Genomic DNA, 11,945 nt, shown 5'->3' with positions numbered 1-11,945 from the left:
GGCCGAACGCGGACCGAACGGGAGCCGAACGGGCCGTTCCTAGCGTCGGGGCCACAGCAGATCCGGATCCGGTCCGGGTCCCCGTCCGCCAGGAGCTCTCATGTCGCACACCACCTTCCGCTTCGGCACCGTCCCACCGATCACCGACGCCGCCGACCTCGGCACCGTGCTGGGCATCTGGGCCCATCCCGACGACGAGGCCTTCCTCTCGGCCGGGTTGATGGCCGGGGCCACGGCGGCCGGCAACCGGGTGGTGTGCGTGACCGCCACCCTCGGCGAACGCGGTACGGACGAGCCGGAGCGCTGGCCCCCGGACCGGCTCGCGGCGCTCCGCGCGCACGAGCTCCGGGCGTCGCTGGCCGTCGTCGGCGTGACCGAGCACCACCTGCTGGGCATCACCGACGGGACGTGTGCGGCCCAGCCGCACGACGCCGTCGTCCGGCGGCTGGCCGGGATCGTCGACGCCGTCGCCCCGGACACGGTGGTGACCTTCGGTCCGGACGGGATGACCGGGCACGAGGACCACCAGACGGTGTCGGCATGGGCGACCGAGGCCCGCGCGATCGCCGCACCCACGGCCCGGCTGCTCTACGCGACCACCACCGAGGAGTTCGTGGCGGGGTGGTTGCCGGCACGCGACGCGTTCGACGTCTTCCTCGCGCACGGGCTTCCGCTGCGCACGCCCGTCTCGGCGCTGGCCGCCGAGCTCCGCCTCACGCGCACGGAGCTCGACCGCAAGATCGTCGCGCTGCGCGCCCAGGCGTCGCAGACCAGCGGGCTCCTCGCCGCCCTCGGCGAGGAGCGGTTCCGGCGCTGGTGGTCGACCGAGTCGTTCGTGGCCGCGGAGTCCGTGGCCTCCCGCGCCCGGAAGTGGGGCACCTGGCGGGTGGCCGCATGAGCACCTGCGGGACCGCCCCCGGCACGCCGCCCACCGAGACGTCCCCGCACCGGCGGGCGATCAAGGACTCGGTCGCGGTGATCGTGGCCTACCTCCCCTTCGGCCTGACGCTCGGCGCCACCCTCGCCTCCACCCGGCTGCCCGGGTGGGTGGCGTGGGCGTCGTCGCCGCTGCTGTTCAACGGCGCGACCCAGCTCGTGGCCGTCACCCTGCTCGACGGCGGTGCGGGGGCCGTCCTCGTCGTCGCGGCGGCGCTGGTCGTCAACGCCCGGATGCTGCTGTACGGCGCGTCGCTCGCCCCGTACGCCGCGGAGTGGCCGCGGCGCTGGCGGTGGATCGGTGGCTACCTGATGACCGATCCGGTGTACGCGCTGGCGGTCGGGCGCTTCCGCGCCCCCGACGGCGGGGGCGGGACGCGCGAGCGGCTCGTCTACTACCTCACCGTCGGCGTCACGCTCTGCCTGGCGTGGCAGGTGCTGACGGGGGCCGGGGTGCTGCTCGCCGGCGTGCTCCCGGACTGGTTCCAGGTCGACCTCGCCGCGCCGCTGACCCTGCTGCTCCTGCTGCTGCCCATGCTCACCGGCCGGGCCGCCTACGCCGCCGCGGCGGCCGGTGGCGCGGTCGCCCTCACCGCGACGGCCCTGCCCCTGGGGCTCGGCCTGGTCGTCGGCGCCGCGGCGGGCATCGCCGCAGGCGTCGCCGTCGACGCGTGGCGCCGGCGGACCCCTCGTCCCGAAGGAGTTCCTGATGCCTGAGCTGCTCGTCCTCGTCGCCGTCGGCGCGGGGACCTACGCGATGCGGGCGGCCTTCCTCGTGCCCGCCCGGCCCGCACCGCCCGCGCTGGCGCGGGTACTGCCGCACGTGGGACCCGCGGTGCTCGGCGCGCTCGTCGCGCCGGCGCTGCTCGCCCCGCACGGCGCGGTCACGGTCGCCGGCACGGTGCCGGGCGTCGTCGCCGCGGCCGGGGCCTGGTTGCTGTGGCGCCGCACCCGCAGCCTGCCGGTCGCCCTGTTCGGCGCCCTCGCGCTGGCCCTGCTGACCACGGCGGTGTTCCGGTGAGCGCCGAGGTCCGGATCCGGGAGCTCGGGCCCGGCCGGTACGACGTGCTCGACGCCGTCGTCGAGGGGCTCTCCCCGACGAGCCGGTACCACCGCTTCCACACGCCGGCCCCGCGGCCGACCCCGCAGGTCCGGGAGGCGCTCGCGGCGGTCGACGGCCGGTCGCACATCGCCGTCGCGGCCTTCACCCCGGACGGCACCCCGGTCGGGATCGCCCGGCTGATCGCCGTCGGCGACGGCCAGTCCGAACTCGCCGTCGAGGTCGTCGACGAGTGGCAGGGCCGGGGGGTCGGCGGCCGGCTCGTCCGGGACGTGGTGGAGCGCGGCCGCGCCGCCGGGCACCGGGCGGTCCGCGCTGCGGTGCTCGCCGAGAACGTCGCCGCCCAGGCCCTGTTCTTCGCGGTCTTCCCGGCGGCGATCGCCCTGCCGGCCGCCCACGAGATCGGTTTCGCGGCAGAGCTGGCGCGCGACGGGGCGCTCTGCGCGGCGTGACGGCGTGTCCGTTCTGTCCGTTCCGGGATCCGGCTGCGCCATTCGGTCCACGGGTCGGCGGCCGGCCGGCCCTGACATCCCGCGCGCCCGGTCGGGACGCTGACGGGGCGCCGCCGGCGCGCCGCCCGGCGCCGCGGGTGTCCGGCCCGGTCGGGCGTGCGGAGGTGACGCCGCGATGCTGCAGGTCACCCTGCTCGGCGAGCAGGTCGTCCGCGACGCCGCCGGCACGGTCCGGGTCCGGTCCTCCCGCAGCCTCCTGCTCGTCGCCTTCCTCGTCGTCCACGCCGGGGCCCCGCAGCCCCGGCAGCGGATCGCCCCGCTGTTCTGGCCGGACTCGACGGACGACCAGGCGCTGACCAACCTGCGGCGCGAGCTGCACCACCTGCGGGCCCTGCTCGACGACGGGTCGTCCCTGCAGGTGACCACCCGGGACCTCTGCTGGCAGGACGCCCCGGACTGCCTGGTGGACGTCCGGGAGTTCGCGCGGTCGCGGGCCACCGCGCTCACGGCGGGGACGCGGGGCGACACGGACGCGTTCCTCGCCCACGCCGGCGCCGCCCTGGACCGCTACCGCGGCGAGTTCCTCCCCGGCGGCACCGAGGACTGGATCCTGGAGGCCCGCGCCGCGCTCGAGGAGCAGTGCGTGGACCTGCTCGACCGCGTCGTCGCGGCCCGGTCGCGCGCCGGCGACCCCGCCGAGGCCGTCGGGCCCGCGCGCCGGCGGGTGCAGCTGCGGCCCCTGGAGGAGGCCGGCTACCGGACGCTCATGGCGCTGCAGGCCGAGGCGGGGGACCGGGCCGGGGCCGTCGGCACCTACCACCGCTGCGCCTCGGTGCTCGAGCGCGAGCTCGGCGTCGCGCCCGACCCGCTCACCCGGAGCACGCTGAACCGGGTGCTCGCCCGCGGCGGCCCCGCGCCGGCCCCGACCACGGCGCCCGCGCGCGCCGGCCGGGCGGGCACCGAGCTCGTCGGGCGGGAGCGGGAGCTGCGCGTCCTGCAGGACCGCTGGCGTGCGGCGGCGGCCGGGCACCCGGGCCTGGTCCTGCTGCGCGGCGACGCCGGGGTGGGCAAGTCCCGCCTGATGACCGAGCTGTCCGACGGCGTCCGGCGCGGCGGCGCGGTGGTGGCGGACGCCCAGTGCTTCGGCACCGCGGGCCGGCTGGCGCTGGCGCCGGTGGCGGACTGGCTGCGCACGCCCGCGATCCGCTCGGCGCTGACCGGCCTCGACGACGTCTGGCGGACGGAGGTCGAACGCCTGGTCCCCGCGTCGCGGACGCGGCCCGACGCGGGCTCGCCGGCCATGGTCGACGCCTGGCAACGGCACCGCTTCCACGAGGGCATCACCCGCGCCCTGCTGCACCTCGGCCGCCCGGTCCTGCTGACGATCGACAACCTCCACTGGTGCGACCCGGAGACGCTCGCGTTCGTCACCTTCTGCCTCGCGCTGACCCCGGACGCCCCGATCCTGCTGATCGCGACCGTGCGCGACGACCCGGACGACCACGAGCCCGGCCTCGCGCAGTGGATCACCCGCATGCACGCGACCGGGCTCCTCACCGAGGTCCCGGTGTCGCCGTTCGACGCGACCGACACCGCGACGCTCGTCGAGGCGCTCACCGGGCGGGCCCCGGAGCCCGGCGAGGCCGCGCTGCTGCAGGCCACCACCGGCGGGTTCCCGCTCTACATCGTCGAGACGGCCCGTGCGGGCGACGGGTCCGGCGCGGTCCCGGACGGCCGGGTGACCGCCGTGCTCGTCCGGCGGCTCACGCAGACGAGCCCGGCCGCCCGCGAGATCGCCGGGCTGGGGGCGGCGGTCGGCCGGGACTTCACCCTCGACCTGCTGACCGAGGCCGCCGACCTCGACGCCGACGCCGTCGTCGGGGCCGTCGACGAGCTGTGGCGCGCCCGGATCCTGCGCGAGACCGCCGACGGGTACGACTTCTCCCACGACCTGCTGCGCGACGCGGCGTACGCGCAGGTCAGCCCACCCCGACGGTGGCTGCTGCACCGCCGGGTCGCGCAGGGCCTGGAGATCCTGCACGCCGCGGACCCCGACGGCATCTCGGCCCAGCTCGCCGAGCAGTACGCGCGCAGCGGCAACGCCGACAAGGCCGTCGCCGCCTACCGGCGGGCCGCGGACGTCGCCGCCGGGATGTTCGCGCACGGCGAGGCCGTCCGGCTGCTGGAGGAGGCCCTGGCGATCGTGCGCACACTCCCCGAGGGCGGCGACCGCACCCGCCGCGAGCTGGCCCTGCTGGAGGCCGTCGCCGCACCGCTCAACGCGCAGTCCGGGTACACGTCGCCGCGGCTGCGCGAGACCCTGGAGGGCGCGGTGGCCCGGGCCGAGGCGCTCGGGCGCCGGGAGTCACTGCTCAACGGGCTGGTGGGGCTGTGGGCGTCGCTGTTCGTGCACGGCGACACCGAGGAGGCGCACCGCGCGGCGGGGCGGGCGCTGTCCCTCGTCGAGCCCGACTCCGATCTGAGCGGGCCCGCGCACTTCGCCTACGGCGGCTCGGCGCTCAGCCTGGGCCGGCCCGCCGAGGCGCTCGAGCACCTCGACCTCGCCGCGGGGTTCGGCGGCTTCCACCCGCTGAGCATCGGCACCCGGTCCGACGTGCACGGGCGGGCGTTCGCGGCGCACGCCCACTGGCTCCTCGGCGACCCCGGCGCGGCGCTGACCAGCAGCACGGACGCGATCGCCCTGGCCCGCAAGTCCGGCAACGCCTACGCCCTCGCCGTCGCGCTGGCGTACGGGGCCATCACCCACCAGCTCCGCGGGGACCGGGCCGAGCTCGGCGCGGTCGTCGAGGAGCTGCGGGGACTCTGCGACCGGTACGCGTTCGCCTACTACGGCGACTGGGGCCTGGTGCTGGACGGCTGGTCGCGGGCCGACGCCTCCGGCACCGAGCTCGTCCGGGCCGGGATCGCGAGCCTGGAGGCCGCCGACGCCTTCGCGCGGATGCCGTACTGGCTGGCGCTGCTCACCGACCGGTACGACCGGGACGGCCGCCGCGACGACGCCGTGGCCACGCTCGACGCCGCCCTCGCCGCCGGCCGCGCCCACGACGACCTCTGGTGGATCCCCGAGGTGATGCGGCGGCGGGCCGCCTACGACGACGCCGTGCGCGCCGTCGAGCGGCTCCGGGCGGCGGCCGGCCTGGCCGGGGAGCACGGGAGCGTCGCCCTGCTCGTCCGGTGCGTCGCCGACCTCGAGGCGCGCGGCGTTCCGGCCCCGGCGTTCGGCGTTCGCCCCGCGCCCTGAGCCCGGGCCCCGGACCCGAACGGCTGCTGAACGGTCCGTCCGCAGCATGGGCGGGTGTCGCGTCCGAGCACCTCGGAGGCACCGACCGAGAAGGAGCGAGCGTGACCACCACGCCTGCGCGCACCACCTCCAGCACGCCCTTCACCGACCTCGCGGCCGCCCTGCGCGGCGACCTGATCCTCCCGGGCGACGCCGGCTACGACGACGCCCGGGCCGTCTACAACGGGATGATCGACCAGCGGCCCGCGGCGGTCGCCCGCTGCCGCGACACCGCCGACGTGGTCGCGGCGGTGCGGTTCGCCCGCGCCCACGACCTCGAGATCGCGGTACGCAGCGGCGGGCACCACGCCGCCGGCCTCGGCGTCCGGGACGACGCCCTGGTCGTCGACCTGTCGTCGATGCGGAGCACCACCGTCGACCCCGCCGGGCGCACCGTCCGGGTCGACGCCGGGTGCACGTGGGGCGACGTCGACCACGCCACGGTGGCGTTCGGGACGGCCACGCCCTCGGGGTTCATCGCCTCGACCGGCGTCGCGGGCCTGGCCCTCGGCGGCGGCATCGGCTACCTCACGCGCCGGTTCGGCCTGACGGTCGACAACCTCGTCTCCGCCGACGTCGTGCTCGCCGACGGCCACGTGGTGACCGCGAGCGCGACGTCGCACCCGGACCTGTTCTGGGCGCTGCGCGGGGGCGGCGGCAACTTCGGGATCGTCACCTCGTTCACCTTCCGCTGCCACGAGATCGGCGACCGCGGGACCGTCGTCGCCGGCCCGGTGCTCTACGACCTGGCGGACACCGGCGAGGTCCTGCGCTGGTACCGCTCGGTGGTGCCGTCGCTGCCGGAGGAGCTCAGCGGGTGGTTCGCGCTGCTCACCATCCCGCCGGCGCCGACCTTCCCCGAGGAGCTGTGGGGCCGCAAGGCCTGCGGCATCGTCTGGTGCTACACCGGCCCGCACGACCGGGCCGACGAGGTGCTGGCCCCGGTCCGCGAGTTCGGCTCGCCGCTGCTCGTCGGGGTGCAGCCGATGCCGTTCACGGCGTTGCAGAGCGCCTTCGACGGCCTCTACCCGGCCGGCCTGCAGTGGTACTGGCGGGCGGACTTCTTCGACGAGATCTCCGACGCCGGCATCGCGGTGCACGAGAAGTTCGGGCCCCTGCTGCCCAGCGGGCACTCGACGATGCACCTGTACCCGATCGACGGCGCGGCGGCGCGGGTGGGCGAGGACGAGACCGCGTTCGCCTACCGCGACGGCGGCTGGGCCGGCGTGATCGTCGGGGTCGACCCGGACCCGGCCAACGCCGGGGCGATCACCCGGTGGACCAGGGACTACTGGGACGAGCTGCACCCGACCTCGGCGGGCGGGGCCTACGTCAACTTCCTCATGGACGAGGGCGAGGACCGGGTGCGTGCCTCCTACCGCGGCAACCACGACCGGCTCGCGCGGGTCAAGCGGCGCTACGACCCGGACAACGTCTTCCACCTCAACCAGAACATCAGGCCGTCCGCGGACGGCTGACGGCACCGGACGGTCGGGGGCGGGCGGGGCGCGGGGTCCCGCCCGCTGGACCCCGCCGTCCTGCCGGGATCGGAGATCGGACCATGACTCGACTCGTCGCACTACCGGCCGCCCTCGTGGTCGCCGCCCTGGTCGTCGCCCACGGGGCACCCGGCTCGGGGATCGCCGCGTCCTGCCTGGTCCTCGTCGCCCTCGGCGTCGCGGGCCGGGGCCTCGTGCAGCAGCACCGCCGGGGCCGGCTGCGGTTCCGGCTCGTCCAGTTCCGGCCGGCCGCGCCGTTCGCGGGGGTGCTGCCCGCGGGCCGGGACCGGGACCGGCTGGCCGAGGAGCTGCAGGCCCGGGCGGATGCCCCGGCCCACCTGGTGGACGGGCTGCGGCGGCCCGCGCCGGGACGTTAGGGATCAGAAGCGCTCGAGCAGGGCGCGGGTGAACTCGGCCGTGCCCGCCGTGCCGCCCATGTCCCGGGTCCGGACCTGCCCCTCGGCGAGCTGGGCCCGGACCGCGTCGAGCACCTCGGCGCCGGCCTCGGGGTGCCCGAGGTGGTCGAGCAGCATCGAGGCGGACCAGATGGCGCCCAACGGGTTCGCCACGTCCTTGCCCGCGATGTCCGGCGCGGAGCCGTGCACCGGCTCGAACATCGACGGGAACTCCCGCTCCGGGTTGAGGTTGCCCGACGGTGCGATGCCGATCGAGCCCGCGACCGCGGCGGCGAGGTCGGACAGGATGTCGCCGAACAGGTTCGAGGCCACGATCACGTCGAAGTTCTGCGGCTGCAGCACGAGCTTGGCCGCGAGGGCGTCGATGTGCTCGCTGCGCAGCTCGACGCCGGGGTGCGCCGCCGCCCGCTCGCTGACGACCTCGTCCCAGAACGGCATGGTGTGCACGATGCCGTTGGACTTGGTGGCGCTCGTGACGTGCTTGCGCCGGGACTCCGCGAGGGTGAAGGCGTAGTCGGCGATCCGGGCGACCCCGGCCCGGGTGAACACCGCCTCCTGCACGGCCAGCTCCGACGGGAGGCCGCGGTTCATCCGGCCGCCGATCTCGGAGTACTCGCCCTCGGCGTTCTCCCGGACGACGACGAAGTCCACCTCGCCCGGCCTCGCCCCGGACAGCGGGGACGGCACGCCCTCCAGCACCGCGATCGGCCGGAGATTGACGTACTGGGCGAACGCGCGGCGGATCGGGATCAGCAGCCCCCACAGCGACACGTGGTCCGGGACGCCGGGCCAGCCGACCGCGCCGAGCAGGATCGCGTCGTGCGTCCGGATCCGGTCGAGACCGTCGGCCGGCATCATCGCGTCCTCGTGCGCGTGGCGCTCGCAGGACCAGTCGAACTCGTCGTAGGCGAAGGAGATCCCGTGGCGCCGGCCGACGGCGTCGAGCACGGCGGTGGCCGGCGGGATCACCTCCTGCCCGATGCCGTCTCCGGGGATGAGGGCGATCCGGTGTGTCGTGCTCATACGCCCACCTTCCCCGTGAGCGGCGATCGTCGCCACGGCGACCATCGCCGCTCACGACCCTCAGACGGAGATGTCGACGCTCGGGCGCAGCGCGGGCGCGGCGGCGAGCGCCTCGTGCACCGGGTTGTCGAGGAAGGCCTGCACCAGCTTGGGGTCCGCGGGGGCGGCGAGCGCGGGCAGGGCTCGCGCCCTTCCCGATCGGCCTCTGCGTGCGGCGGGCCGACCTGCGCCGCCCGGTCGTCGCGGCGCTGTGGGAGATCACCGCAGGTCAGCCGAGGTCGTGAGTGCCGACTGCCCCTGTAGGGGCAGTTGCCGCTCACGGGGTTGAGGCAGGTGCATCTGGCGGATCACGGCGGTGTCGCGCAGAGTGGGGTGGCAGGAGGGAACGATGACGTTTCGCAACGGTCCGGACAGCGACCGGGACACGCAGCTCGACGTGGTGGTGATCGGCGCGGGGTTCTCCGGCCTGTACGCCCTGCAGCGGCTGCGCTCCGAGGGCTTCCGCGTGCGGGTGCTCGAGCAGGGCGACGGGGTCGGCGGCACGTGGTACTGGAACCGGTACCCGGGCGCGCGCTGCGACTCCGAGAGCTACTACTACTCGTACTCGTTCGACGAGGAGCTCCAGCACGAGTGGGAGTGGACCGAGCGCTACCCGGAGCACTTCGAGATCCGCGCCTACCTGGAGCACGTGGCCGAGCGGTTCGACCTCCACCGGGACATCGACCTCGGCACCCGGGTCGAGTCCGCGACCTTCGACGACGCCACCTCCACCTGGGCGGTGCGCACGGCCGACCGCACGCTGACCTGCCGGTTCCTCGTCACGGCCGTCGGCTGCCTGTCGACCGCCAACGTCCCGGACATCCCCGGACTCGACACCTTCGCCGGCGAGTGGTTCCACACCGGGCGCTGGCCGCACGAGGGCGTGGACCTCGCGCGGAAGCGGGTCGGGATCGTCGGGACCGGCTCGACGGGGATCCAGGCGGTGCCGGTGGTCGCGAAGGAGGCCGCCCACCTGACCGTCTTCCAGCGCACCGCGAACTACAGCATCCCCGCGCGCAACGGCCCCGTGTCCGCCGCCGAGCGCGCCGAGGTCAAGGCGCGCTACGACGAGATCCGGCGGATCCAGCGGGCGTCGACGAACGGCCACCCGTTCCTGATCAGCGAGGTCTCGGCGCTCGCCGTGGACGAGGCGGAGCGCACCGCGATCTACGAGAAGGCGTGGGAGCGGGGGAGCCTGAAGTTCCGCGCGTCCTTCGCCGACCTGCTGACCAGCCGGGAGGCCAACGACACGGCGTCGGACTTCATCCGGGACAAGATCCGGGCGGTCGTCCGGGACCCCGCGACGGCGGAGAAGCTGACCCCGCGCGACCACGGCTTCGCCACCAAGCGCCCGCCGATCGACACGGACTACTTCGAGGCCTACAACCGGCCGAACGTGTCTCTGGTCGACGTGCGCGCCGACCCGATCCGCGAGATCACCCCGGCCGGGATCCGGACCGGCGAGGAGCACCCGCTCGACGTGATCATCTTCGCGACCGGGTTCGACGCGATGACCGGCCCGCTGCTCGGCTTCGACATCCGCGGCGCTGGCGGGGTCCCGCTGCGGGACAAGTGGGCCGCGGGCCCGGTGACGCACCTCGGGCTGCAGGTCGCAGGCTTCCCGAACCTGTTCACGATCACCGGGCCGGGCAGCCCCTCGGTGCTGTGCAACATGCCGACGGCGATCGAGCAGCACGTGGAGTGGATCGCGGACTGCCTCGTCCACCTGCGGGAGAAGGGCGTGTCGCGGATGGAGACCACGGAGGAGGCCGAGCGGGCCTGGGTGGCGCACGTCAACGAGGTGGCGCACCGGACGCTGCTGCCGCAGGCCTCGACGTCCTGGTACCTGGGGGCGAACGTGCCGGGCAAGCCGCGGGTGTTCATGCCGTACGCGGGCGGGATGGCCACCTACGCGAAGACCTGCGCGGAGGTCGCGGAGAAGGGTTACGAGGGCTTCGTGCTCTCCGCGTGAGTCCTGCGGCGGGGCAGCACCTGTGCGCCCGCGAGGATCACCAGCCCGGCGAGCGGGACGACGAGCAGGCCCGCCCGCAGCGAGGTCGCGTCGGCCACCAGCCCGACGACGGGCGGCGCCACCAGGAACCCGACCCGCAGCAGCCAGCTGACGACCGTCAGGCCCGCCCCGGTGGGCAGCCCCGGCAGCTCGTCGGCGGCGTGCATGGCGGCGGGGATCAGCGTCGCCACCCCGAGCCCGGCCAGGCCGAACCCGACGATGGTGCCCGGGACCGTCGGGAAGGCCAGGGCCAGCCCCATCGCGACGACCACGATCGCCGCGCCGGCCCGCGCCACCGCCCGCTGCCCGAACCGGTCGACCAGCCGGTCACCGACCACCCGGCCCAGGAACTCCAGCGCCTGCAGGGCCACGAAACCGAGGCCGGCGACCGCCGCGGCGGCGCCGAGGCTGCCGGACAGGTAGACGGCCGCCCAGGAGGCGCCGGAGTCCTCGACCAGGGCGCCGGCCGAGGCGATCACGCCGAGGACCAGCACGACGAGCAGGGCGCGCCCGCCGGCGCGGGAACGCCCGCGCGCCGGCGAGGCGGTGGGTTCGCGCTCGGAGTCCTCCGGGCCGGGCAGCAGGAAGCGGTACGCGACCAGCGCGACCGTCACGAAGATCCCGGCCGAGACGCCCAGGTGCAGGCCGAGGGGGAGCGCCAGCCCGGCGGCGGCGGAGCCCATCAGCCCGCCCAGCACCGATCCGGCGCTCCACGTGGCGTGGAAGGAGTTGAAGATCGAGCGGCCGTAGCGGCGCTGGACGCGCAGGGCGTGGGCGTTCTGCCCGACGTCGACCACCGCGTCCGCGGCCCCCGCCACGAACAGCGCCCCGGCCAGCAGGCCCCAGTTCGGGGCCAGCCCGGCGAGCAGGATGCCGACGGCGACCACGACCATGCCGAAGGTCGCGACACGCGACGAGCGGAACCGCCGGACCAGCGTCGATGCGGTCAACCCGGCCAGGAGGGCCCCGAACGGGAAGGCCGCCACCGCGGTGCCCAGCTGCGCGTTGCTCAGCTCCAGCGAGGCCTTGATCTCGGGGTAGCGGGGGAGCAGGTTCGCGAACATCGCCCCGTTGGTGAGGAAGACCGCGGCGACCGCGATCCGCGCCCGCCGCTCCGTCCGCCCCGGTCCCGGTGCCCCACCCGCCGACCGACCCGTCGTGCCGGTCTCCCCGGTCGTGCCGCTCGCCATCACCGTGCAGCGTACGGA

At 75.7% G+C, this 11,945-nt stretch carries 10 protein-coding genes; 8 read left to right on the top strand and 2 right to left on the bottom strand.

The features are described 5' to 3' along the window. Positions 1–100: 100 nt before the first annotated feature. From ACQP04_RS20695 to ACQP04_RS20665, 7 genes are all read left to right on the top strand, one after another. Positions 101–898 carry a PIG-L deacetylase family protein gene (locus tag ACQP04_RS20695; RefSeq protein ID WP_433502205.1) on the top strand — a complete coding sequence of 266 codons (798 nt, stop codon included), beginning with the start codon at positions 101–103 and terminating at the stop codon, positions 896–898. Further along, complete coding sequence (locus ACQP04_RS20690) at positions 895–1,653, top strand: AzlC family ABC transporter permease (protein WP_433502204.1); 759 nt, start codon at positions 895–897, stop codon at positions 1,651–1,653. Before ACQP04_RS20695 ends, ACQP04_RS20690 begins: the two co-directional genes overlap by 4 nt. Next, positions 1,646–1,957, top strand: coding sequence for an AzlD domain-containing protein (locus ACQP04_RS20685; protein ID WP_433502203.1), 312 nt, complete (start codon positions 1,646–1,648; stop codon positions 1,955–1,957). Before ACQP04_RS20690 ends, ACQP04_RS20685 begins: the two co-directional genes overlap by 8 nt. Then, on the top strand, positions 1,954–2,448 hold the full coding sequence (locus tag ACQP04_RS20680) for an N-acetyltransferase family protein (RefSeq protein WP_433502202.1): 495 nt from the start codon (positions 1,954–1,956) through the stop codon (positions 2,446–2,448). Before ACQP04_RS20685 ends, ACQP04_RS20680 begins: the two co-directional genes overlap by 4 nt. Positions 2,449–2,623: 175 nt before the next feature. Beyond that, on the top strand, positions 2,624–5,710 hold the full coding sequence (locus ACQP04_RS20675) for an ATP-binding protein (protein WP_433502201.1): 3,087 nt from the start codon (positions 2,624–2,626) through the stop codon (positions 5,708–5,710). Positions 5,711–5,811: 101 nt separating this feature from the next. Then, positions 5,812–7,227, top strand: a complete 1,416-nt coding sequence (locus ACQP04_RS20670) for an FAD-binding oxidoreductase (RefSeq protein WP_433502200.1) — start codon at positions 5,812–5,814, stop codon at positions 7,225–7,227. Between the two features lie 83 nt (positions 7,228–7,310). Further along, complete coding sequence (locus ACQP04_RS20665; protein WP_433502199.1) at positions 7,311–7,625, top strand: hypothetical protein; 315 nt, start codon at positions 7,311–7,313, stop codon at positions 7,623–7,625. 3 nt (positions 7,626–7,628) lie between these two features. Here the strand turns inward: ACQP04_RS20665 and ACQP04_RS20660 are convergent, their stop codons facing one another. Next, positions 7,629–8,687, bottom strand: a complete 1,059-nt coding sequence (locus ACQP04_RS20660; protein WP_433502198.1) for a tartrate dehydrogenase — start codon at positions 8,685–8,687, stop codon at positions 7,629–7,631. A gap of 388 nt (positions 8,688–9,075) precedes the next feature. Here ACQP04_RS20660 and ACQP04_RS20655 point away from each other — a divergent pair, with 388 nt between their 5' ends. After that, positions 9,076–10,698 (top strand): flavin-containing monooxygenase, encoded by a 1,623-nt coding sequence (locus ACQP04_RS20655; RefSeq protein WP_433502197.1) that lies wholly within the window; start codon positions 9,076–9,078, stop codon positions 10,696–10,698. Here the strand turns inward: ACQP04_RS20655 and ACQP04_RS20650 are convergent. After that, positions 10,671–11,927: an MFS transporter gene (locus ACQP04_RS20650; protein ID WP_433502196.1), complete on the bottom strand. Its 1,257-nt coding sequence runs from the start codon at positions 11,925–11,927 to the stop codon at positions 10,671–10,673. The two genes, ACQP04_RS20655 and ACQP04_RS20650, sit on opposite strands and share 28 nt — an antisense overlap. Positions 11,928–11,945 lie beyond the last annotated feature (18 nt).

The organism is Pseudonocardia halophobica, from assembly GCF_050948485.1.
GTDB lineage: Bacteria > Actinomycetota > Actinomycetes > Mycobacteriales > Pseudonocardiaceae > Pseudonocardia > Pseudonocardia halophobica.
This window is presented reverse-complemented; position numbering and strand designations above follow the sequence as displayed.

Excerpts from the sequence above, each read along its gene's own strand:
- ACQP04_RS20695 (WP_433502205.1), top strand. The coding sequence starts at position 101 with ATGTCGCACACCACCTTCCGCTTCGGCACCGTCCCACCGATCACCGAC.
- ACQP04_RS20690 (WP_433502204.1), top strand. The coding sequence starts at position 895 with ATGAGCACCTGCGGGACCGCCCCCGGCACGCCGCCCACCGAGACGTCC.
- ACQP04_RS20685 (WP_433502203.1), top strand. The coding sequence starts at position 1,646 with ATGCCTGAGCTGCTCGTCCTCGTCGCCGTCGGCGCGGGGACCTACGCG.
- ACQP04_RS20675 (WP_433502201.1), top strand. The coding sequence starts at position 2,624 with ATGCTGCAGGTCACCCTGCTCGGCGAGCAGGTCGTCCGCGACGCCGCC.
- ACQP04_RS20665 (WP_433502199.1), top strand. The coding sequence starts at position 7,311 with ATGACTCGACTCGTCGCACTACCGGCCGCCCTCGTGGTCGCCGCCCTG.
- ACQP04_RS20660 (WP_433502198.1), bottom strand. The coding sequence starts at position 8,687 with ATGAGCACGACACACCGGATCGCCCTCATCCCCGGAGACGGCATCGGG.
- ACQP04_RS20655 (WP_433502197.1), top strand. The coding sequence starts at position 9,076 with ATGACGTTTCGCAACGGTCCGGACAGCGACCGGGACACGCAGCTCGAC.
- ACQP04_RS20650 (WP_433502196.1), bottom strand. The coding sequence starts at position 11,927 with ATGGCGAGCGGCACGACCGGGGAGACCGGCACGACGGGTCGGTCGGCG.